The sequence below is a fragment of the Actinoplanes cyaneus genome (assembly GCF_016862095.1).
Lineage (GTDB): Bacteria > Actinomycetota > Actinomycetes > Mycobacteriales > Micromonosporaceae > Actinoplanes > Actinoplanes cyaneus.
The window spans coordinates 40,613-63,250 of record NZ_BOMH01000042.1; the positions used below are offsets into that span (position 1 = coordinate 40,613).

Sequence of the window (22,638 nt, forward strand, 5' to 3'; positions counted from 1 at the left end):
CGTGAGCGTCCGCTGGCGGGTGTGCGGTGCCCGGCTGGCGCTGAGGGCTGCTCTCCGGTCCGATCGAGCGCCGTGAGCGCCGGCCGGGGACGTGGCGGGCCGACGGCGTCGGCGGTCGCACCTGGGGTGCGTCGGGATGGGATGGGCTTGGCGGAAGCATGCGCTATTTGGCTAGGGTCGGGCGCATGTCTGACAACAGCGTCGACCCGAGCGGGAACACCGAGGCGTTCCAGGCGTTCAGCCGGGAGCCGGAGACCGCGGCACCGTCCAAGTTGCCCTACATCATCGGCGGCATCGTGGCCGCCGTGGTCGTGATCGCACTGATCGCCTGGCTCGCACTGTAGTTATCCGCGCATTGATCGACCCGGCCCGCTGCGGGGAGGCCAGCAGCGGGCCGGCGACGCAGCGGCTGAACGGCGCGGGCTAGAGGCCGAGCGCTCGCCGGGACTCGTTCGCGATCTCCAACTCCTCCTCGGTCGGAACCACGCAGACCGTGACCGGAGCACCGTCCGGCGAGATGACCAGGGCGTTCTCGCGGTTACGGACCGGGTCGACGGTGATGCCCAGCGGCTCCAGCCCGGAGAGAGCGGCCAGGCGCACGTCCGGCGCGTTCTCGCCCACGCCCGCAGTGAAGGTGATCGCGTCCACCCGGCCGAGGACGGCCAGGTAGGAGCCGATGTACTCCTTCAACCGCCGGATGTAGACGTCGAAGGCCAGCGTCGCGTCCGCGTCCCCGGCGGCCCGGCGTTCCAGCACCTCGCGCATGTCGTTGGCACCCGCGAGACCGGCCAGGCCGCCGTGCCGGGTCAGCGACTCCTCGATCTCGTCGAGCGGCAGCCCGCCGGCCCGGTGCAGGTGGAAGACGAGGCTCGGGTCGATGTCGCCGGAGCGGGTGCCCATCACCAGGCCGCTGAGCGGGGTCATGCCCATCGACGTGGCCTCGCACCGGCCGCCGCGCACGGCGCTGGCGCTGGCACCGTTGCCCAGGTGCAGCGTGATCACGTTGGCCTCGGCGAGCGGCTTGCCGAGGAGCCGGGCGGTCTCGCGGGAGACGTACGAGTGTGACGTCCCGTGGAATCCGTACCGCCGGAGCCCGAAGCGCCGCGCCAGGTCACGGTCGACCGCCCAGAGCACCCCCTCGGCCGGGATCGTCGCGTGGAACGCGGTGTCGAAGACGGCGACCTGCGGCACGTCCGGCAGCAGTTTGCGGGCCACCCGGATGCCGGTGAGCGAGCCGGGGTTGTGCAGCGGCGCGAGCGGGATCAGCTCCTCGACGGCGGCCACCACCTCGTCGGTGACGACGGTGGACTCGGTGAACCGCTCGCCGCCGTGCACGACCCGGTGTCCGACCGCGGCCAGGTCGCTCAGGTCGAGCCGGTCCATCAGGTCGCGCAGCGCCGTCAGGTGGTCGCCCGCGTCGCCGCCTGCCTCCCCGATCCGCTGGATCAGGCCCTTGGCCCGCACCTCGTCGCCGTCGAAGAGCCGGTAGCGCACCGACGAGGAGCCGCAGTTGAGCACCAGCACCCTGGTCATTTCGCCCCTGCCTGGATCGCCGTGATCGCCACGGTGTTGATGATGTCCTTGACCGTCGCGCCGCGGGACAGGTCGTTCACCGGCCGTCGCAGGCCCTGCATGACCGGGCCGACCGCGACCGCGTTCGCCGAGCGCTGGACGGCCTTGTACGTGTTGTTCCCGGTGTTCAGGTCAGGGAAGACGAACACCGTCGCCTGGCCCGCGACCGCGCTGCCGGGCAGTTTGGTGGCGGCCACGGCGGGGTCGATCGCCGCGTCGTACTGAATCGGGCCCTCGACCGGCAGGCCGGGGTGGCGTTCCCGGACGAGGGCGGTGGCGGCCGCGACCTTCTCCACGTCGGCGCCCGCGCCGGACTTGCCGGTCGAGTAGGAGAGCATCGCGACGCGCGGCTCGATGCCGAACGCGGCAGCGGTCCTCGCCGAGGAGAGCGCGATGTCGGCGAGCTGAGCGGCATCCGGGTCGGGGTTGACCGCGCAGTCGCCGTAGACCAGCACCCGGTCGGCCAGCAGCATGAAGAACACACTGGAGGCGACGGACACCTCGGGCACGGTCTTGATGATCTCGAACGCCGGCCGGATGGTCGCCGCCGTGGTGTGCACCGAGCCGGAGACCATGCCGTCCGCATAGCCCGAGGCGACCATCATCGTGCCGAAGTAGTTGACGTCGCGCACCACGTCATACGCCAGGTCGAGCGTCACGGCCCGGCCTTTGCGCAGCTCGGCGTAACGGGCCGCGAAATCGTCGCGCCACGGGCTGGTGGCCGGGTCGATCAGGCGCGCGTCGCCGATCTCCACCCCCAGCTCACGGGCGCGGCGGTGGATCTCGTCGGGGTCGCCGAGCAGGGTCAGGTCGGCAACGCCGCGGCGCAGCAGGGTCTCGGCGGCGCGCAGGATCCGTTCCTCGGCGCCCTCGGGCAGGACCAGGTGGCGGCGGTCGGCGCGGGCGCGGTCGATCAGGTCGTTCTCGAACATCAGCGGGGTGACCCGGGCGGACCGGGCGACGTCGAGGACCTTGGAGAGCTCGGCCGTGTCCACGTTCCCCTCGAAGACGCCGAGCGCGGCCTGCACCTTGCGCGGCGTGCTGAGCCGGGCCTGGACGCGGTCGGAGAGGGCGATGGTGTGGAAGCTGTCGCCCTTGGTGACCAGCATCGCGAGCCCGGTGTTGAGCCGCTCGACGACCTGGACGATCCGCGGGTCGGGTGGCTCGCCGAGGGTCAGCACGAGCCCGGCCAGGGTGACCGTGCCGGCGGCGTGCGCGGCGTGCGCGGCGACCAGCAGGTCGGCCCGGTCGCCGGGGGTGATCAGCAGCGCCCCGTCGGTCAGGTGCTCCAGGACGGTGGGGACGTGCGCGGCGCCGACGACGTAGTCGAGCACGTCACGACCGAGCGCGCCCGGGGTGCCGGAGAGCACTGTCGCGTCCAGCGCGTCGGCGACCTCGCCGACCGTGGGCGCCGCGATCGCCGCCACCTCGGGGATCGCCCAGAACGGGACCGGCAGATCCGGGGCGGGGCCACCGGCAGCGGCCGGCGGAACGCGGTTGGCGATCACCGCGGCGACCGTCGCGCCGAGGTCGCCCAGCGAGTGGTAGGCGCTGCGGACCGCCGCGGCAAGCGACTCGCCGGTGCGGCCGGCGCCACTCACCACCGGGATCACCACGCTGCCGAACTCGGTCGCCAGGCGGGCGTTGAAGGCCAGCTCGCGGGGCAGCCCGTCGCGGGCCTCGTCGCCGGACTCGGCGAAGTCGCTGCCGATGATCACGACGGAGGTGCTCAGCCGCTCGGCGGCCCGATAGCGCTCGACGATCCGGCCGATCAGCTCCTCCCGCCGGCCGTCGGCGATCAGCTCCGACGCCTCCGCCACCGTCACCCCGAACGAGTCGGCCAGGGGCACGGGCCCCTGATAACGCTCGCGGATCGTGGCCAGCAGATGATCACGATCGACCGCCGGGACCAGCGGCCGGAACACCGACACCCCGGCGACCTGCCGGGACAGCAGCTCGACGATCCCCAGGGCGACCGTGCCCTTACCGACACCCGGGCCCAAACCCGCTACATAGACACTGCGCGCCACGCCTTCAACCTACCGGCCCGGCCTGACCGCCGCCGGGCCGAAGGTCCCGCTTGTGGACAACTTCGGTCCCGGCTGGTTCTCATGGGCGTTATGAGGGACGGATAACGCCCATGAGAACCAGCCGGGACCTCGCGGCGCGCTGCGCCGGGACCAAGAGCAGCGTCGCGGGCCGGCTGCGGACGGGCGCGTGCTCACGCCGTACGCGCGAAGGGGGTTATTCGTCGTCCTCATCGTCGCGCGCCAGCCAGGTGGCGAAGCGCTCGATCGGCGTCTCGAACTCCGGGTTCATGTCGACGAAGGTGCGCAGCTGCTCGGCGAGCCACTCCAGCGTCACGGTTTCCTCGCCGCGCCGCTGAGCCAACTCCTCGATGCCTCGATCGGTGAAGTACATGCCCGGAATGTTAAGAGGGGGCGCCCCGCCGAAGCGGAGCACCCCCGGTGAAACTCAGCAGGTCACGGGCGCGGCAGCGACGCCTCGATCAGCGCCTGCTGCTCGGCCTCGTGCATCTTCGCCGAGCCGACCGCCGGAGCGGCCGCCGCCGGGCGGGAGATGCGCCGCAGCCGCACGCCCTCCAGGTGCTCGAGCAGGTTGAGCGCGACGAACGACCAGGCGCCCTGGTTGGCCGGCTCCTCCTGGACCCAGGCGAAGTCCTCGGCGTTCGGGTACTGCGCGAGGACGGCCTTGAGCTCCTCGACGGGCAGCGGGTAGATCTGCTCCATCCGGATGATCGCGGTGTCGGTGATGCCGCGGTCGGCCCGCGCCGAGAACAGGTCGTAGTAGACCTTGCCCGAGCAGAGCAGGACCCGCTTCACCGCGTTCGCGTCCAGCGCCTGGCCGCCGATCCCGGCGTCGCCGAGGACCGGCTGGAACGTGCCCTGGGTGAAGTCGGCGACCGACGACACCGCGAGCTTGTGCCGCAGCAGCGACTTCGGCGAGAAGACCACCAGCGGCTTGCGCTTGCTGGACAGGGCCTGGCGGCGCAGCAGGTGGAAGTAGTTCGCCGGGGTGGTCGGGTTCGCCACCCGCATGTTGTCCTGCGCGCACAGCTGCAGGAAGCGCTCCGGGCGGCCGGAGGAGTGGTCCGGGCCCTGGCCCTCCTGACCGTGCGGGAGGAGCAGCACCAGCGACGACCTCTGGCCCCACTTCACCTCGCCGGAGGAGAGGAACTCGTCGACGATCGACTGGGCGCCGTTGACGAAGTCACCGAACTGGGCCTCCCAGAGGACCAGCGCGTCCGGGTTCTCCACCGAGTACCCGTACTCGAAGCCCATCGCCGCGTACTCACTGAGCAGCGAGTCGTGGACGAAGAACCGCGCGTTGCCGGTGGTCAGCGTGGAGATCGGCAGGAAGTCCTTGCCGGTCTTCGAGTCGACGATCGAGGCGTGCCGCGAGGTGAACGTGCCCCGGCGCGAGTCCTGCCCGGCGAGCCGGACGGTGACGCCCTGGGCGAGCAGCGAGCCGAACGCGATCAGCTCACCGAAGCCCCAGTCGATGCCGCCGTCGGTGGACATCTTGGCGCGCCGGTCGAGCAGCTGCTGGACCCGCTTGTGCGCGGTGAAGCCCTCGGGCAGCTCGATGTGGGCCTGGCCGACCGCGCGGACCGCGTCGGCGTCGATCGCCGTCTGGACCTGCGGCTCCGGCTCCTCGGCGATGATGTGCGGCTTCGGCGGGCTGCCGGCCGCGTCCCGGGTGGCCTTGAAGACCTCCTCGAGGCGGGACTGGTAGTCGCGCAGCTGCTCCTCCGCGTCCTGCACGGTGATGTCGCCGCGGCCGATCAGCTCCTCGGTGTAGAGCTTGCGGACGCTGCGCTTGGTGTCGATGATCTGGTACATCCGCGGGTTGGTCATCGACGGGTCGTCGCCCTCGTTGTGACCGCGGCGGCGGTAGCAGATCATGTCGATCACGACGTCCTTGTTGAACGTCTGCCGGTACTCGAAGGCCAGCTTGGCGACCCGCACCACGGCCTCCGGGTCGTCCCCGTTGACGTGGAAGATCGGGGCCTCGACCATGCGGGCGACGTCGGTCGAGTACATCGAGGAGCGGCTGTACTCCGGGGCGGTGGTGAAGCCGACCTGGTTGTTCACGACCACGTGGACCGTGCCGCCGGTGCGGTAACCACGCAGCTGGGAGAGGTTCAGCGTCTCGGCGACCACGCCCTGGCCGGCGAACGCGGCGTCGCCGTGCACCAGCACCGGCAGCACCGTGTAGCCGTGCAGGCCCAGGTCGAGACGGTCCTGCTTGGCGCGGACGATGCCCTCCAGGACCGGGTCGACGGCCTCCAGGTGCGACGGGTTCGCGACCACGCTGACCGTGGTGGAGTGCTGCCCGTCCGGCGTCGTGTACTTGCCGGTCTGGCCCAGGTGGTACTTCACGTCGCCGGAGCCGTGCGCCGACTTCGGGTCCATCCACCCTTCGAACTCGTTGAAGAGCTTCTCGTACGGCTTACCGACGATGTTGGTGAGCACGTTCAGCCGGCCGCGGTGGGCCATGCCGATCACCATCTCGTCCAGCCCCGCCTCGGCGGAGGACTGCAGCACCGCGTCGAGCAGCGGGATCAGGGACTCGCCACCCTCCAGCGAGAAGCGCTTCTGACCCACATACTTCGTCTGCAGGAACGTCTCGAACGCCTCGGCGCGGTTGAGGCGCAGCAGGATCTGCTTCTGCTCCTCGGTGTCCGGCTTGGCGTACTTGACCTCGATGCGCTCCTGGACCCAGCGGCGCTCCTCCGGGTCCTGGATGTGCATGTACTCGATGCCGATGCGGCGGCAGTAGCTGTCGCGCAGGACCCCGAGCACGTCCCGCAGGCGCATCTTCTCCTTGCCGGCGAAGCCGCCGACAGGGAACGTCCGGTCCAGGTCCCACAGGGTCAGGCCGTGCTGGAGCACATCCAGGTCGGGGTGCTTGCGGATGGTGAACTCGAGCGGGTCGGTGTCGGCCATCAGGTGACCGCGCACCCGGTACGCGTGGATCAGCTCGATCACCCGCGCGGCCTTGTCGATCTGGCCCTCGGAGGTGCGCGCGACGTCGCGCACCCAGCGCACCGGCTCGTACGGAATGCGCAGCGACGTGAAGATCTCGTCGTAGAAGTCGCGCCCGCCGAGCAGCAGCTCGTGCATCACCTTGAGGAACTCGCCGGACTGCGCGCCCTGGATGACCCGGTGGTCGTAGGTGCTGGTCAGCGTGGTGACCTTGGAGACGCCGTGGTCGGTGAGCGTCTCGTCGCTCATGCCGGCGTAGGGCGCGGGGTATTCGAGCGAGCCGACACCGATGATCGCGGACTGCCCGTTCATCAGGCGCGGGATCGAGTGCACCGTGCCGATGCCGCCCGGGTTGGTGAGCGAGATCGTGGTGCCGTTGTAGTCGTCCATGGTCAGCTCGTTGCGGCGGGCGCGCCGGACGATGTCCTCGTACGCCTGCCAGAACTGCCGGAAGTCTAGTTGTTCACAGTTCTTGATGGATGGGACGACCAGCGTTCGCGAGCCGTCCTTCTTCGCCAGGTCGATCGCGATGCCGAGGTTGACGTGCTCCGGCTGCACCAGGGTGGGCTTGCCGTCGATCTCGGCGTAGGTGTTGTTCATCTCCGGGTGCGCGACGACCGCGCGGACCAGGGCCCAGCCGATCAGGTGCGTGAAGCTGACCTTGCCGCCCCGCCCGCGGGAGAGGTGGTTGTTGATCACGATCCGGTTGTCGATCATCAGCTTCGCCGGCACCGCGCGCACCGAGGTGGCGGTCGGGACCTGGAGCGAGGCCTCCATGTTCTGCACGATCTTGCCGGCCACGCCGCGCAGCACCGTGGTCTTGGCCCCCGCCGGGGCGGAGGTGGCGGCGGCCGGCTTGGCCACGGCCTTCTCCGCCGGGGCGGCCTTGGCGGGCTCGGGCTTCTTCGCCGGGGCCGGGGGCGTCACCGGCTTGGCGGGCGCCGTCGCGGCGGGCGCGTCGGTGCCGGCCTTGGCCGCGCTCTTGGTCGCGTTCGCCGCGGTCGCCTCGTCGGGCGTCACGATCGCACCGGGAGCGTTCGCCGGCTTGTAATCCGCGAAGAAGTCGTGCCAGGCGGGGTCGACGCTGGTCGGATCGGCCAGGTATCGCTGATACATCTCGTCGACGATCCACTCGTTGGGACCGAAATCCGCGAGTGGGTTGTCCTGCGAAGTCTGCTGCGTCGACACTGCCGCGTTCGCCTCTTTCACCGTTTTTGTCATCGCGTGACCAGTCCGGCCTGGCCCGACTCGTCACACGCGACGGGCTAGGATCCGGTACAAGGCTACGCCGTGCGCGAGCGCAGTCCGCCCGGACGTCCGCTCTGTGACCAACCGGCACTTGCGGACTTCGATCGCACGTGGTGGTTTTCTCATCCTGTCCTGATCCAGGTGGCCCGCGCAATCGCCAGCCGCCGCCCGTCCGGCCCGTGCACCGCCGAGTCGACGAGCGCCTTGCGGCCGGACAGGTCCGCGACCGCGCCGGTCACCACGCAGCGGGCCCCCGGCTCCGGCAGCCCCTCCACGGCGACCGCGATCCGCCCCAGGACGAACGTGCTGCCCTCGCGGATCGCGGCCCACCCACCCGGGCAGTCCAGCGCCGCCCACATCAACGGCACGCTCACCTCGGCCGGAACCGACCAGGGCGCGGCGGTACGGCCGTCGGGCAGCCGGCCGGGGAAGATCCGCAGACCGTCGTCGCGCGCGGGCCCGCAGACGAAACACGTGGGGAAGGGGTGATCGCTGAAGCCGGGATAGCCGCGGGACACGTCAGTGGCGACGTCCCAGCCGACCGGCTCGACGCCCGGGCCCGGGTCGCCGGAATCCAGAGTGGCGATCAAGCTTTCACCCGCGTACGCCGCATGGTCCCTGATCTGGATGTCGGTCTCGAGCGGTGGAGGCAGGCGCAGCGTCACCTGGGAGACGCCCGCGGCGGTCGCGAGGACACCCGCGCACCACCCGCCGTTTCCGGAGCCGGGAGGGCCGTTGAAGCGTGCCGGGATACGCATCCCCCGACGATCGCACAAGCCGTTCATCAACCGGACACGCATCGCCACCTGACGCGACACTCCATCGGCAGTTGTCACCCTTACACAGATCACATGGCAGTTCTGATGACAGCCGCCGCACCCACCGGGACCAGCGGCTACACGCTTCTCATCGCGGACGAGGCGACCCAGATCAAGGCCGCCCAGCGACTGCGCCACGACGTCTTCGCCGGCGAGCTCGGGGCGACCCTCACGACCGCGGCCGGCGGTCACGACGTGGACGAGTTCGACGAGTTCTGTGACCACCTGATCGTGCGTGACGACTCCACCGGCGAAGTCGTCGGCACGTACCGGATGCTCCCGCCGCGCGCCGCCGAACGGGCCGGCCGCCGGTACGCCGACGACGAGTTCGACCTGAGCGCCCTGCGCCCCCTGCGTGACCAGTTGGTGGAGATCGGGCGCTCCTGCGTGCACCCGGATCACCGGTCCGGCGCCGTGATGAATCTGATGTGGAGCGGCATCGCCCGCTACCTGCACCTGAACAACCTGCGCTGGCTCGGCGGCTGCGCCTCGGTGCCGCTCGCCGACGGCGGCGCGGTGGCGGCCGGGGTCCGCGAGCGGATCAACGGCAAGCACCTGGCCCCGCCCGCGCTGCGGGTCCGCCCGCGCAACCCGTGGACGCCCCCGGCGGGCCTGGTCGCCGACCCCAAGGTCGCGGTCCCGCCGCTGCTCAAGGGATATCTACGGGTGGGCAGCTGGATCTGCGGCGAACCGGCCTTCGACCCGGCCTTCGACTGCGCCGACTTCTACGTGCTCTTCTCGCTGGACCGGCTCGACCCGCGGTACCGCCGGCACTTCCTGGGGACGGACCTGTGACCACGCTCAGCACTCTCTGGCAGCCCGCCTCCGGCTGCGGCGACGCCTGCCGCCCCGGCGACGCGCCGCGTGCCCGGACCTGGACGGCCGGGTTCCGCCTCGCCGGGATGGCCCTGGTGATGCTGGCCGGTATCCCGGCCGTGGCGCTGCTGGGCGGCCCCGCCGTCCGCTGGCTGGCGCGCACGCTGCTCGCGGCCCTCGGGGTGAACCTGGTCCAGCGCGGCCCGGTGCCGCGACCCGGCAGCCTGCTGGTCGCCAACCACATCTCCTGGATCGACATCCTGGTGCTGATCGCGGTCTCGCCGGTCCGGCTGGTGGCCAAGCACGACGTGCGAGGCTGGCCCGGGATCGGCGCCACGGCCGGTCGCAGCGGCACCATCTTCATCGACCGGACCCGGCCGCGCGACCTGCCGGCGACGGTGGAGGAGGTGGCCGGGGCGCTGCGGTCCGGGCGCTCGGTCGCGGCCTTCCCGGAGGGCACCACGTTCTGCGGGGCCGAGCACGGGCGCTTCCGGCCCGCGCTGTTCCAGGCGGCGATCGACGCGGGCGCGCCGGTGGTGCCCACCTCGATCACCTACGACAGCACCGAGGCGGCGTTCATCGGCCGGGACACCCTGGTCGACTCGCTGCTGCGGGTGGCCCGGGTCCGGCGGCTGACGATCACGGTGATCACGGCGCCGGCGTTGCGGCCGATGCCGGGAGCGGATCGCAAGGCGCTGGCAAGGGCGGCCGAGCGCAGCATGGGTGGACACGGATACCGGTTGGCGGCATAAGGTCGTCCCGGTCCCGCCACCGGTCATTCTGGGCGTGACCTTCGGGTGAAGTACTCCTCACAGATAATTTTCAGCAAGCCTGCAGCAGGGGTGCAGCGGACGGGGAAAGAATGGCCGCATGGCCGCTCAGACCCAGCCCAAGCAGAGCGAGGCGAAGTTGCTCGTCGTCGAGGACGACGCGAACATCCTCGAGCTCCTTTCCGCAAGCCTGCGTTTCGCCGGGTTCGACGTCACCACAGCGACCAGCGGCAGCGCCGCGGTCAGCGCGGCCCGCAGTGCGGCGCCCGACCTGGTCGTGCTCGACGTCATGCTCCCCGACCTCGACGGTTTCGAGGTCATCCGGCTGATGCGCGAGGGCGGGCAGCGCACCCCGGTGGTCTTCCTGACCGCCCGCGACGGCACCGACGACAAGATCCGCGGCCTCACGCTGGGCGGCGACGACTATGTCACCAAGCCGTTCAGCCTGGAGGAGCTCACCGCCCGGATCCGCGCGGTCCTGCGCCGCACCACGGCCGGTGAGGAGCAGCCGTCCCGGCTGGTCTTCGCCGATCTGGAGCTCGACGAGGAGACCCACGAGGTCTATCGGGCGGGCAGCCGGGTGCAGCTCTCGCCGACCGAGTTCAAGCTCCTGCGCTACCTGATGCTGAACGCGAACCGGGTGCTCTCCAAGGCCCAGATCCTCGACCACGTCTGGAAGTACGACTTCCGCGGTGACGACAACATCGTCGAGTCGTACATCTCCTATCTGCGGCGGAAGGTGGACAACGTCCAGCCGCGCCTGATCCACACGCTGCGTGGCGTGGGCTACGTGCTGCGCAAACCAGCCGTCTAGGTCGCCGCGATGACTATCGCCGAGCGGGTGCGGGTCTCGCTTCCGTCGCAGGCCAACCTGCGCAAGGTCTCCCTCCGGACCAAACTGGTCGCGTCGGTGCTGGTGCTGGTGTTCGCGGCGCTCACCCTGATCAGCTCAGCCAGCACGATCGCTCTGCACACGTACCTCATCTCCCGGCTGGACAACCAGCTGAAGGAGCTCTCCGTCGACGCGATCGGCCTCACCCGCGAGGCGTCGGTGGTCCAGGTCTACATGCCGATGGACTACATGATCGCGTTCAGCTCGGTCAGCGGCGTCACCAAGCCCTATGCGAACAGCCGGATGGACCTGGAAAGCCTGCCCGTCCTGATCACCGGCGCGCAGCGGACGGCCGAGCTCAACGAGCAGACGTACACGACCCGGTCCTATGACCGGAAGTTCATGTGGCGCGTCCGGATCGACGTGCTGGACAACGGCACGGTGATGTCCGTGGGCGAGCGGATGACCGGCGTCGACGCGGTGATCGCCCGGCTGATCTGGGTGGACGTGCTGGTCGGCGTCGGCGTGCTGCTGGCCCTCGCGATCGTCGGCGCGGCGCTGGTCCGGCAGAGCCTGGTCCCGCTGCTGCAGATCGAGCGCACCGCCGGGCGGATCGCCGCCGGCGACTACAGCCAGCGGGTGCCCGACCCGGAGGTGGACGGCGGCGAGCCGACCACCGAGCTGGGCCGGCTCTCCACCGCGCTGAACTCGATGCTCGCCCAGATCGAGATGGCCTTCCACGCCCGGGCCGCCTCCGAGCAGCAGGCCAAGGCCGCCGCCGAGTCCGCCCAGCTCTCCGAGGGCCGCGCGGTCGCCTCGGAGGAGAAGATGCGGCAGTTCGTCGCGGACGCCTCGCACGAGTTGCGGACGCCGCTGACCACCATTCGTGGCTTCGCCGAGCTCTACCGGCAGGGCGCGGTCTCCGACCCGGACGCGGTGGCCCGGCTGGTGCGGCGCATCGAGGACGAGGCCGCCCGGATGGGCCTGCTCGTCGAGGACCTGTTGCTGCTCGCCCGGCTCGACCGCGAGCGCCCGCTGAACCTGGCGCCGGTGGAGCTGCCCGTCCTCGCCATGGACGCGGTGCAGGCCGCCCGCGCGACCGCACCGGACCGCACGATCGAGCTGGACATCCACGACGATCAGGAGCGCCTGGTGGCGTACGGGGATGATGCCCGTCTTCGCCAGGTGATCGGCAACCTGATGACGAACGCGCTGGTGCACACGCCGCCCGAGGCGACGGTGACGCTGCGGTTGCACGCCGGCGGGGAGAACGAGGCCGTGGTCGAGGTGTCGGACACCGGCCCGGGGCTCTCCGACGAGCAGCGGTCGCGGGTCTTCGAGCGCTTCTACCGGGCGGATGGCGCACGGACGAGGAACACTGATCGCGAGGCCACCGGGACCGGCCTGGGGCTGGCCATCGTGGCGGCCATCGTGCGATCCCACAACGGGTCGGTCGATGTCTTCAGCGAGCCTGGTCAGGGTGCCACGTTCCGGGTGACCTTGCCGACCGTGAATGTGGATAAAGGGTTCACAGAAAACATCCAGGACTAGCACAGTTCGGTACGAGTCGCACGGGGCAGAGTAAGGAACATGAACGAGAACGAGTCCAACCCGCGGCCCGCGGACGCCGTCGCTGACAACAGCACGGAGCGGGTGGAGTCTGAGCAGCCGACTGCGGTGCAGCCGCCGGCCGCCCCGCAGTACGCCGCTCACCAGTCCGCGGCTCCCACGCAGCCCCACAACCCGTGGGCACAGCAGGCCCCGCAGCAGCAGCCGGCGGCCGCTCCCCAGCCCCCGCAGGCGCCCCAGTCGCCCTGGCAGCAGCCGCAGGCACCGGTCTCCGCGACCCCCGCCTCCGCCACCCCGGCCTCCGCGACCCCCGCTTCCGGGACGCCCGCCTCCGCGGCCCCGGCCTCCGGCTACCCGCAGTACGGGCCGGCCGGCTATGCCCAGCCCGGTTACGGGCAGTATGGGCAGCAGCCCGGCTACCACCCCGGCTGGCAGCAGCCCGGCGCCACGCAGACCGCCGAGGGCGGCTGGCAGCACAACACCACGCCCGAGGGCGTCGTCCCGGTCTGGGCCCAGGGCCCCGGCAACGAGCCGCCGCGCAACGGCCGCGGCCGCAAGTTCATCCTGGCCGGCGCCGCCGCCGTGCTGATCGCGCTGCTCTCCGGCGGGGTCGGCGCCGTCACGGCGCTGGCGGTGCACGACGACGGCACCACCACCTCGGTGAAATCCGGCAACACCTCGGTCAGCCGGGTCGTCGACCGGTCGTCGCTGGCCCAGATCGCCTCGGCCGTGCAGGACAGCGTCGTCTCGATCACCACGCAGTCCGGTGAGGGCTCCGGCGTGGTCCTCAGCGCCGACGGCTACATCGTGACCAACAACCACGTGGTCGCGACCGCCGGCGGCGGCACCGTGAACATCATCTTCGCGGACGGCAAGAAGGCCACCGCGACCATCGTCGGCACCGACCCGAGGACCGACCTGGCCGTGGTCAAGGCGACCGGGGTCTCCGGCCTCAAGGCCGCCACCTTCGGCGACAGCTCGCAGATGCAGGTCGGCGACACCGTGCTCGCGCTGGGCAGCCCGCTCGGCCTGGAGGGCTCGGTCACCGCCGGCATCATCAGCGCGAAGGACCGCACGATCGAGTCCAGCAGCGAGGACGAGCAGCAGGGCCAGGGCAACGACCCGTTCGGCCAGTCCCAGCAGCAACAGCAGCAGTCGAGCGGCACCACGATGACCGGCCTGCTGCAGACCGACGCCCCGATCAACCCGGGCAACTCCGGCGGCGCGCTGGTGAACGTGAACGGCGAGGTGATCGGCATCAACTCGGCGATCGCCACCTCCGGCTCCGGCTCCGGCAACATCGGCCTGGGCTTCGCGATCCCCAGCAACAAGGCGAAGACCGTCGCCGAGGCCCTGATGTCCGGCAAGAAGGTCAGCCACCCGGCGCTCGGCGTCAGCGTCACCACCGCGGAGAACGGCGGGGCCCTGGTCAGCCAGGTCACGGCGAACAGCGCGGCCGGCAAGGCCGGGATCCAGCAGGGCGACGTGATCACCAAGGTCGACGGCAAGGACATCAGCGAGTCCGACGATCTGGTCGCCGCGGTCCAGGCGGGCGCGGTCGGGCAGAAGATGAACATCACCTTCACTCGCAACGGGGCGGAGAAGCAGGTCGACGTGACCCTGCTGGAGTCCCAGTAAGGCTTCCTCCTTTCGCTGCGGCGGGTGACGTGACCAGGGGTGGGCACGTCACCCGCCGCATTCCTGTTCTATGGCCGCTATTCAGGACCTTCACGACGAACGGGCAATTTTGTCGCCGAGGGCTCGCGTTTGGCAGGGGGACCTTCTAATCTCTGACCGCCACCGCGGCGGAGTGAGAGGCCCTGCAAGTTGACGTATGTCGAGACCCGGACCAACGTCTGGGAAGCACTGGCCGGCCGGGCCTCGGGCGCCGAGCCCGGCCCCGCCGACTCCGGCCTCTGGCACGCCGTCGCGGACCGGCTCGACCCGGCCCGCGCCCGTCCGGCGCTGCGCGGCGGTATCGAGGTCCGGCACCGCGCCACGGTGCGCGGCGGCCGGTATGTGATGCTCCGCTCGCCCGACGACGGCGGCCGCACCTGCTACCTCCGGCTCAGCCCGGAGGAGTACCAGCTGGCCCTGATGATGGACGGCTCCTGCACGGTGGCTCGCCTGGTCGCCGAGTTCGCCCGGATCGCCGGCCGGCTCGCCCCCGACCAGGTCCGCCGGGTCGTCGCCGACCTGGCCGGCAACCGGATGCTGGAGGACCTGCCCGGCGACGCGTTCCGGCCGCTGCGCGAGCTGAGCCCGGAGCCGTCGCCGAAGCAGTCCGCGCGCGGCCGCCGGGCGCTGTCGGTCCCGGTCGACGGCATGCTGACCGGTTTCTACAACAGCGTCGGCAAGCTGCTCTTCACCCGGCCCGCGGTCTGGCTCGGCACCCTGCTCTCGCTGGCCGGCGCGGTGCTGTTCGTGCTCAGCTGGCAGCACGGCAGCCACGCCCTCTTCCTCGCCGGCGACTCCTATCTGCTCGGCGCGCTCTCGCTGCTGCTGCTCAACCTGGTGGCGCTGGGCCTGCACGAGTTCGGTCACGCGCTGGCCGCGAAGCGGGTCGGCCGCGAGGTGCCGTCGGCCGGCGTGATGCTGCATTTCGGCCTGCCCACCATCTTCGTGGACACCAGCGACGTGTGGATGGCCGGCCGGCGCGCCCGGATGGCGGTCACCGCGGCCGGTCCGGCCACCGGCCTGGCCATGGCGGGGCTGTTCCAGCTGATCGGGCTGGCGCTGCCGGCCACCGGCGGCATCGCGTTCAAGCTGGCGTTCCTCTTCTACCTGCACACGTTCTTCAACCTGAGCCCGCTGCTGCCGCTGGACGGGCAGTACCTGCTGATGGACTGGCTGGAGATCCCGGACCTGCGGGCCCGCGGCCTGGCCTGGCTCGGCGGCCGGTGGCGCCGCCGTGGCCCGCGCTGGTCGGCGCTGGACCGGGAGGGCCGGCTGATCGCCCTCTACGGCCTGCTCGCCCTCTTCTGGCTGGCCACTGCCGTGGCGCTGGGTTACCGGCTGTGGACCGACCGGGTGTCCGGCCTGGTGCTCGGGCTGTGGTTCGAGGGCCTCGCGGCCCGGGTCCTGCTGGTCGTGATGGTTCTCGGCCTCCTCGCCCCGCCGCTCTACTTCCTGCTCGGCCGCTTCGGGACGGGCTGGCGCCGGTGGCGCCGCCGCGCCGCGGAACGCGACCAGGAGTCCGACATGCCGCACCGGCTGGCCGCCCTCTACGCCTCCGACCTGGGCGGCCTGCCCGAGCCGGCGCTGCAGTCGCTGGCCGCCCGGGCGACCTGGGAGCGTCCGCGCCTCGGCCGGCACCTGGTGCTGGCCGGCGCGCCGCAGGACGCGATCCACGTCGTGGTCGAGGGCGCCCTGCACGGCCGTCGCCCCGGCGATCCGGGCGGCACCATCCGGCACCACGCCGGCCCGGGCAGCGTGGTCGGCCTGGCCGCCGTGCTGACCGGCCGCAACGCCGCGCTGGACTGGCATGCCGCGGCCGGCGCCACGGTGCTCACGGTGCCCGCCTCCACGGTCGCCACGGTGGTCGGCCCGCTGCCCGGCCCGCCGCCGATGGAGCGGGCCGAGGCCGAGGCGCTGTTCGCCGACACCCCGGCGCTGGCCGGCCTGGAGGAGGACCAGCAGCTCGCGCTGATCGCCGCGGCGCACCCGGCCGATCTGGAGCCGGGCGCCCCGGTGATGCTGCACGGCCCGACGCACGCGGTCGTGGTCGAGTCCGGCGTGATCGCCATGCCGGACGGCGTCGAGCTGCGCCGCGGCACGCTGGTCGGCCCGGTCGGTGACGGCACCCCGGGCATGGTGGCGCAGACCCGCACCCCGGTCCGGCTCTGGGTCATCCCGGACGCGTCCGACCTGCCGCCGCTGATCGGGAACCAGGCCCGCCCCGGCGCGCCGATGCCGGCGCTGCGCCCGGGCACCCCGCTCGCGGTCCGGCCGGGCGCCGGCCATCCGCCGCTGGCGGTCCCGCCCGGCCCGCCGGACGCGGACGAGGAGTTCGACGTCGACCGCCACTTCGAGAAACGGATGTGGGCGTTCGTCTGCCTGCTGCTGGTCGTCGTGCTCGGCGGCCTGGCCCTTGATCTCAGCGCCGGCCCGGCCTGGGCCGAGATGCCCGGCGAGAAGGCGTTGCTGACGGTCGACAAGGGCAACGCCGCCGTGCAGAGCGGCGGCGCCAGGAGCACCCTGGCCGCCGGCGACCGGCGCTACGTGGCGACCGGCACGCAGGTCGAGGTGTCGAAGAAGGGTCGCGCCCGGCTGACCTTCCCGGGCGGCGGCGTGCTGCTGTTCTGCCCCGCGGCCCGGCTCACGCTGGACGCCGCCTCGGTGGCGAGCGGGCGGGCGGCGGCGCCGTCCGGCCGGGTGAGCCTCGCGTCCGGCCGGGTGCTGGCCGACACGACCGGCACGAGCGGGGCTTTCCGGCCGCTCGCCCTGACCGTCGCCCGATCGCAGGGTGACCTGGTGAGCACGGGCGGGGCGTGGTTCTGGGCCGAGCCCGAGGCCGTCTCGGTGGCCACCGGCACGGTGACCACCGGCGGGGTGGCGAGCAAGCCCGCCGGGGGCGAGCTGAGCTGTGCCGACGGCAGCAAGGTGCCGCAGCCGTCGACGACCGAGGGCGGCGAGCCGTCGGAGCAGCCGTTCCCGTCGGAGCCGGCCGCGCCGCCGGTCAGCGCCTCGCCGAGCGCCGCGGTGAGCTCGGGCAGCGCGAGCCCGTCCGCGTCCGCCTCCCCGTCGGCGAGCGCCAGCGCCTCCCCGACGCCGTCCCGGACCACTGTCCCGACCAGCCGGCCGACTCCGAGCAGGCCGGTGCCGAAGCCGACCAGCAAGCCGGTCACCCCGACGACGGGGACCACGACGTCACCGGCGTCGTCGCCGTCGACGGGCACGACGCCGTCGAGTTCTCCGTCCACGTCGTCGTCGGCCGAGGGGGCCACGACCGGTTAGGGTTACGGATGCTGTGCTGGTTCTGCGCCGAGGCGGCCCGGGCGACCTGCCGCTTCTGCGGGCGGGGCGTGTGTGTGGAACATGCGCGTTTCGGGCCGTACGTGCTGGAGATCAGTCGATCGGCGGTGCGGGATCGTGCCGAGGCCCTGGTGGTGGAGGATGCCGTGCAGTGCGGCGTCTGCCACCCCCGCCCGCAACCGGTCGCGATGCCCGAGCTCGACTAGCGGTTGACATACGGCGTGACCGCGTTCTCCAGCGCGGCCCGCAGCACCGATCGGGGCCGCGCCCCGACGATCGACGACGTCACCACCCCGCCGGAGAAGAACAGCAGCGTCGGCATGGCCAGCACCCGGTACTCGCGGGTGGCGACCGGGTTCTCGTCGGCGTCCAGCGTCCCGATGGTCAGCCGTCCGTCGAACTCGGGCGCCAGCTCGGCGAGCACGCGCGACATCGGCCCGCAGGGTGGGCACCACGTCGCCCAGAAGTCCACCACCACGGGCTGCCGGGCCTGCCGGACCAACTCGTCGAAGGTGGCGTCGGTGACGGTGATCAGAGTGTTCTCCGGCATGGGTTCTCCAATGCTTGGTCGAGCTGGTCGTGCAGTCGCCGCCGCACCTCGGTGAGCTGCCCGAGGTAGTCGTCCACCTCGGCGATCTTGCGGCGGAGCACCGCGACGGAGTCCGGGCAGACGTGCCCGGCGTTGTTGCCGGCCCGCAGGCACTCGACGAAGGGCCGGATGTCGTCCAGGCCGAACCCGGACGCCAGCAGGCTGCGGATCTCGTGCACCACCCGCAGCTCGCCGTCGTCGTACTGCCGGTAGCCGTTGGCGTCCCGGCGGGCGCGGACGAGTCCGTGCTCCTCGTAGTACCGCAGCGTGCGCGGGCTCGTCCCGGCCAGTTCCGCGAGCTCCCCGATCAGCATGCCGCCGACGGTACGGCTTGACACCGGCGTCAAGGCAAGGCCCGTGAAACGATGGGGCGCATGGTCGACGGTCCGGTGGCGTTCGTGCTCGGCGGTGGTGGTGTTCTCGGCGCGGTCGAGGTGGGCATGCTCCGGGCGTTGTTCCGGGCCGGGTTCCGGCCGGATCTGGTGGTCGGCACGTCGATCGGGGCGGTCAACGGCGCCCTGGTCGCGGCGGAGCCCGGTGAGGCGGTGACCGATCGGCTGGTCCGGTTGTGGGCGTCGCCCGAGGCGGCGGCGGTCTACGGCGATTCGATCGGCCGCCAGTTGCGCCGGTTCGCGGCGCGGACCCATCTGCACTCGCCGCTGCCGTTGCGCCGCCTGCTGGAGGGCGAGCTGGGGGAGACGGCCACGTTCGCCGACCTGAAGGTGCCGTTCCACTGCTGCGCGGCGAGCATCGAGCGGGCCGCCGAGCACTGGTTCGACAGCGGGCCGCTGGTCGACGCGGTGCTCGCCTCGTCGGCGGTGCCGGGGTTGCTGCCACCGATCGAGATCGAGGACGAGCATTTCGTGGACGGCGGGATCGTGAATTCGATCCCGATCAGTGAGGCGGTCCGGCTCGGTGCCAGACTGATCTTCGTGCTCCAGGTGGGCCGGATCGAGCGGCAGCTCAGCGTCCCCAGACGACCGTGGGAGGTGGCTCAGGTGGCGTTCGAGATCGCTCGCCGGCACCGCTTCGCGCGGGACCTGGCCACCCTGCCGGACGGGGTCCGGGTGCATGTCCTGCCCAGTGGTGGCGGTGAGTCCGGTGACGACTCCCCGTGGGCCTATCGGGACATGGCGCGGGTCGGCCGCCGCATCAGCCGGGCCTACACGGCGTCCCGGCGTTACCTGGCCGCCAACGTGAACCCGCTGCCGTGACTCTCCCGCCGATCTGGGTCCGCCGCCTGCTGATCGCCCCGGCCGTCGTGCTGCTCGCCGTGACGTTGCTCACCACCCTGCCGATCTGGCTGCTGCTCGCGCTCGCCGTGTCACCGCTGGTCCCGGGCCGGCTGCGGGTGCCCCGGCTGGTCTTCCTGCTGATCGTCTACGTGGTGTGGGACGCCGCGGCCCTGATCGTGCTGGTCGTGCTCTGGCTGGCGTCCGGCTGCGGCCGCTGGATCCGCTCCGCGTCGTTCCAGCGCGCGCACTACGTGGTGACCGGCTGGTTCCTGCGCACGCTGTTCTGGTTCGCCCGCTGGTCGCTGCACCTGGCGATCGACGTGGTCGGCACCGATCCGGACACCGCGCAGCCGGGCCGCCCGGAGATCGTGGTGAGCCGGCACGCCGGGCCGGGCGACTCGTTCACGCTGATCCACGCGCTGGTCAACTGGTTCGCCCGGGAGCCGCGGATCGTGCTGAAGGCCGCGCTGCAGTGGGATCCGGCCGTGGACGTGCTGCTCAACCGCTTGCCGAACCGTTTCATCTCCCCGGGGCGTACGGCGACCCGGACGTTGGAGGATCAGATCGGGGAGCTCGCCACCGGGCTCGACGACAACGACGCGTTCGTGATCTTCCCGGAGGGTGGCAACTTCACGCCCCGCCGCAAGGTCAAGGCGATCGCCCGGCTGCGCGCGAGCGGCCTGGACGAGATGGCCGTCAAGGCGGAGAACCTGCGCAACCTGCTGCCACCGAAGCCGGGCGGCCTGCTCGCCGCGATCGACGCCGCCCCGGACGCCGGGGTGATCTTCGTGGCGCACACCGGCCTCGACCGGATGGTCACGATCGGTGACCTGTGGCGTGAGCTGCCGATGGACAAGCGCCTGGTGATGCGTTTCTGGAGCGTCCCACCGGAGGAGGTGCCGGCCGATGAGCAGGAGCGGATCGACTGGCTCTACGCCTGGTGGGCCCGGATCGACGCGTGGATCGAGGAGAACAAGCCGGCGCCGCGGCCACTGTGGATCGACCGCGGCGCCGGCTGAAGCAGGCTTACTTACCGCCCAGTGCCTGGTAGACGTTGTCCGGCGCCTCGACGACCTGACCGGCCGGCGGCTTCTGCGCGGTCACCGTCTGGCCGTAGTCGCTGTACTTGACGACCAGCGGCTGCGCCTCCCGGTTGTCGACGGCCGGCAGCCGCAGCGTCAGCGTCTCCAGCCGGTCCTGCGGGTCGAGGGTCGCCTCGAACGGCACCTTCTGCGCGTCCGCGCCGTACCCGTCCACGGTCACCTTGCTGATCCCGGCCACGCCGGCGGCCTTGGTCAGGTCGAGCGTCCCGGAGTAGGAGCCCTCCCCGGCCGTGGTCACGTCGGTGGTCGACTTGAGCAGCTCGGCGGTGTTCGCCGGGTCGATCTGGCCGGGCTTGAGACCGATGTTCGCGCCGTCCGGGAGCCGGGCCATGTCGAGGTGCGTCCAGGTGTCGCCCTGCGTGACGCCGGGGATCTGCGCGTACAGGTCCTGGCCGGTCAGCAGCGTCTTGACCGTGATCGAGGTGTTGGCGCCCTTCGCGCTCACCTCCGCGTTGCCGGTGCCGTGCGGCGGGTCGAGGTTCGCGGTCAGCTGGAAGCCGCTGCCGCTCGTCATGGTCATCTTGAAGCTGTTGTTGCCGAGAGCGGCGGCGGCATCCGACAGCGCCTTGACCGCTGCCGGGTCGGCGCTGGTCGACGGGGCCGCCGCCGAGGCCGCCGGGGCGCTCGACGACGAGGCCGCCGGTGTCCCGTTCGCATTGCAGCCCGCCACCGCGAACGTGGCCGCGGCAACCGAGAGAGCGAGCCGTGAAGTCCGCATGGCTGTCCTTCCTCGTAAGAACCGTCGATCCTCGTAAAGACCGTCGATGCCAGAGGTTCCCGATCGTGGGAATCAGCAAACGGCCACCGAACGCCCGGTTCGCCGGACGGATCGTGGTCGGGGCATGATGAACCGGAGCTAAGCCAACTTGCTCAGACAGGGGGAGGACTCGTGAGATTCGAGGTCAGCAAGGTCCTCGACGCCATCGAGGCCCGGCTCACCACGGACCCGGCTCTCGCCCGGGCCGTGGTCGATCTGTCGGAGGTGGTGCGTTACGCCGACCTCGACGGCGGCCGCCCGGCCAGCCTGGTCCGGCTCGGCCTGCTGGTCGACGCCTTCGGCAGGTATGTCGCCGAGGAGAACGTGCCGGTCTACGTGATCGCCCCGCGCGGGCTGCTCTCCGACACCGACCTCACGTCCAACGAGCGCATGGTGGTGCGTCGCTGGGCCGACGACGGCAAGGTCGAGGTCGTGCCGCAGCTCGACGACCGGGTGCTGGAGGTGGCCGAGATGCTGGGCCTGCCGGTGCTCACCCGCGACCGGGAGGACCGTTTCCGCGCCACCCGTCCGTGGGTCGCCGAGCCGGGCCGGTTGCTGGCCCTGGTGTCGCAGCAGGGCGGTCCGGCGCTGGTGGCCCGGGTCGGCCGGGGCGAGGCGATTCCGCCGTCGCCGCGGTCACCGCTGGGTGAGCGGTTGCTCGCCCGCGTCTGGAAGTGCCCCGACTTCAACTGCACCACGTTCGGCACGGGCAGCGACTCGGACAGCCCGTTCGCCGACATGCGCGCCTTCACCAGCCCGGTGTCGCAGCCGCCGCCGGCGTTGCGGGCCGGCGTGCCGACCTGCCCGCGGCACGGCGAGCGCCTCGGGGACGCGGGCCCGCGCCCGGCCATCGAGGTGCTCTCGGTCCGCATCGACGGCGTGATCCGCCAGCGGTTCGCCGTCTCGGAGGATCAGCCGGTCGTGGTCGGCCGCGCGCCGGAGGGCAACGGCGGTGTCATGCTCGGCCAGTGGCTGAGCGCCGACGCGCGCAAGTGGATCAGCCGCGGTCACGTCCGGTTCGCCCTGCGCGCCGGGGAGATCACGGCGAAGGACATCAGCACGAACGGCACCGGCGTCCGCCCCGGCGGCTCACCCAGCGACGAGGACCGGATCACCCTGCACCGGGACGAGTCGCGCGTGCTCGCGCCGGACGACATCATCGAGCTCTACGCCGGCGTCCACGTCGGCCGCGCCAAGCTCTGGTCGAACGGCGGCGTCGTCCAGCCGCAGTCGGTCATGGCCGAGGCGCCGACGATGGCCATCCGCCCGGTCGGCCGGTAACGACCAGCACAGAAGATCAACGTCAAGATCTTCCTTGCCTCTCTCCGCGGGGGTACAGATCGTCG

The 22,638-nt window shown here is 71.7% G+C and carries 19 protein-coding genes; 11 read left to right on the plus strand and 8 right to left on the minus strand.

All coding sequences use genetic code 11. The annotated features are described in order from the left end of the window. The first annotated feature begins 185 nt into the window (after positions 1-185). The gene (locus tag Acy02nite_RS28855) at positions 186-344 is read left to right on the plus strand and encodes a hypothetical protein (RefSeq protein ID WP_203746344.1); all 159 of its coding nucleotides are present in this window, start codon (positions 186-188) and stop codon (positions 342-344) included. Between the two features lie 79 nt (positions 345-423). Here Acy02nite_RS28855 and Acy02nite_RS28860 read toward each other — a convergent pair whose 3' ends face one another. The 5 genes from Acy02nite_RS28860 to Acy02nite_RS28880 all read right to left on the minus strand — a co-directional run bounded on the left by Acy02nite_RS28860 (position 424) and on the right by Acy02nite_RS28880 (position 8,587). Further along, positions 424-1,533 (minus strand): acetate/propionate family kinase, encoded by a 1,110-nt coding sequence (locus Acy02nite_RS28860; protein WP_203746346.1) that lies wholly within the window; start codon positions 1,531-1,533, stop codon positions 424-426. After that, complete coding sequence (gene pta / locus Acy02nite_RS28865; RefSeq protein ID WP_203746348.1) at positions 1,530-3,602, minus strand: phosphate acetyltransferase; 2,073 nt, start codon at positions 3,600-3,602, stop codon at positions 1,530-1,532. Before pta ends, Acy02nite_RS28860 begins: the two co-directional genes overlap by 4 nt. 214 nt (positions 3,603-3,816) lie before the next feature. Next, the gene (locus Acy02nite_RS28870) at positions 3,817-3,993 is read right to left on the minus strand and encodes a DUF6104 family protein (protein ID WP_203746356.1); all 177 of its coding nucleotides are present in this window, start codon (positions 3,991-3,993) and stop codon (positions 3,817-3,819) included. A 62-nt stretch (positions 3,994-4,055) separates the two neighbouring features. Next, positions 4,056-7,769 carry a multifunctional oxoglutarate decarboxylase/oxoglutarate dehydrogenase thiamine pyrophosphate-binding subunit/dihydrolipoyllysine-residue succinyltransferase subunit gene (locus Acy02nite_RS28875; RefSeq protein ID WP_203746422.1) on the minus strand — a complete coding sequence of 1,238 codons (3,714 nt, stop codon included), beginning with the start codon at positions 7,767-7,769 and terminating at the stop codon, positions 4,056-4,058. Between the two features lie 182 nt (positions 7,770-7,951). After that, positions 7,952-8,587: a hypothetical protein gene (locus tag Acy02nite_RS28880; RefSeq protein WP_203746358.1), complete on the minus strand. Its 636-nt coding sequence runs from the start codon at positions 8,585-8,587 to the stop codon at positions 7,952-7,954. Positions 8,588-8,680: 93 nt separating this feature from the next. Here Acy02nite_RS28880 and Acy02nite_RS28885 point away from each other — a divergent pair, with 93 nt between their 5' ends. The 7 genes from Acy02nite_RS28885 to Acy02nite_RS28915 all read left to right on the plus strand — a co-directional run bounded on the left by Acy02nite_RS28885 (position 8,681) and on the right by Acy02nite_RS28915 (position 17,814). Further along, on the plus strand, positions 8,681-9,442 hold the full coding sequence (locus Acy02nite_RS28885) for a GNAT family N-acetyltransferase (protein WP_203746360.1): 762 nt from the start codon (positions 8,681-8,683) through the stop codon (positions 9,440-9,442). Further along, positions 9,439-10,215: a lysophospholipid acyltransferase family protein gene (locus Acy02nite_RS28890; RefSeq protein WP_203746362.1), complete on the plus strand. Its 777-nt coding sequence runs from the start codon at positions 9,439-9,441 to the stop codon at positions 10,213-10,215. The genes Acy02nite_RS28885 and Acy02nite_RS28890 overlap by 4 nt, the downstream gene beginning before the upstream one ends. Positions 10,216-10,333: 118 nt before the next feature. Next, positions 10,334-11,047, plus strand: a complete 714-nt coding sequence (locus Acy02nite_RS28895) for a response regulator transcription factor (protein ID WP_122981123.1) — start codon at positions 10,334-10,336, stop codon at positions 11,045-11,047. 9 nt (positions 11,048-11,056) lie between these two features. After that, positions 11,057-12,616, plus strand: a complete 1,560-nt coding sequence (locus Acy02nite_RS28900; protein ID WP_203746364.1) for a sensor histidine kinase — start codon at positions 11,057-11,059, stop codon at positions 12,614-12,616. Positions 12,617-12,655: 39 nt separating this feature from the next. Continuing rightward, entirely contained in the window at positions 12,656-14,272 is a 1,617-nt protein-coding gene (locus tag Acy02nite_RS28905) for a S1C family serine protease (protein ID WP_203746366.1), read from the plus strand. 189 nt (positions 14,273-14,461) lie between these two features. Continuing rightward, entirely contained in the window at positions 14,462-17,590 is a 3,129-nt protein-coding gene (locus Acy02nite_RS28910; RefSeq protein ID WP_203746368.1) for a cyclic nucleotide-binding protein, read from the plus strand. A gap of 8 nt (positions 17,591-17,598) precedes the next feature. Next, positions 17,599-17,814 carry a hypothetical protein gene (locus Acy02nite_RS28915; protein ID WP_203746369.1) on the plus strand — a complete coding sequence of 72 codons (216 nt, stop codon included), beginning with the start codon at positions 17,599-17,601 and terminating at the stop codon, positions 17,812-17,814. Here the strand turns inward: Acy02nite_RS28915 and Acy02nite_RS28920 are convergent. After that, positions 17,811-18,158, minus strand: a complete 348-nt coding sequence (locus tag Acy02nite_RS28920) for a thioredoxin family protein (protein WP_203746371.1) — start codon at positions 18,156-18,158, stop codon at positions 17,811-17,813. The two genes, Acy02nite_RS28915 and Acy02nite_RS28920, sit on opposite strands and share 4 nt — an antisense overlap. Next, complete coding sequence (locus tag Acy02nite_RS28925; RefSeq protein ID WP_203746373.1) at positions 18,140-18,511, minus strand: MerR family transcriptional regulator; 372 nt, start codon at positions 18,509-18,511, stop codon at positions 18,140-18,142. Before Acy02nite_RS28925 ends, Acy02nite_RS28920 begins: the two co-directional genes overlap by 19 nt. Before the next feature lie 60 nt (positions 18,512-18,571). On the opposite strand from Acy02nite_RS28925, the gene Acy02nite_RS28930 reads away from it, so the two are divergent. Continuing rightward, complete coding sequence (locus Acy02nite_RS28930) at positions 18,572-19,411, plus strand: patatin-like phospholipase family protein (protein WP_203746375.1); 840 nt, start codon at positions 18,572-18,574, stop codon at positions 19,409-19,411. Next, positions 19,408-20,451: a 1-acyl-sn-glycerol-3-phosphate acyltransferase gene (locus Acy02nite_RS28935; RefSeq protein WP_203746384.1), complete on the plus strand. Its 1,044-nt coding sequence runs from the start codon at positions 19,408-19,410 to the stop codon at positions 20,449-20,451. The genes Acy02nite_RS28930 and Acy02nite_RS28935 overlap by 4 nt, the downstream gene beginning before the upstream one ends. A gap of 7 nt (positions 20,452-20,458) precedes the next feature. Here the strand turns inward: Acy02nite_RS28935 and Acy02nite_RS28940 are convergent, their stop codons facing one another. Then, on the minus strand, positions 20,459-21,253 hold the full coding sequence (locus tag Acy02nite_RS28940) for a hypothetical protein (RefSeq protein WP_203746386.1): 795 nt from the start codon (positions 21,251-21,253) through the stop codon (positions 20,459-20,461). Between the two features lie 171 nt (positions 21,254-21,424). Between Acy02nite_RS28940 and Acy02nite_RS28945 the strand changes: the two genes are divergently transcribed. Continuing rightward, a complete protein-coding gene (locus Acy02nite_RS28945; protein ID WP_203746394.1) occupies positions 21,425-22,573 on the plus strand; it encodes an FHA domain-containing protein in 1,149 nt (382 codons plus the stop codon). Positions 22,574-22,638 lie beyond the last annotated feature (65 nt).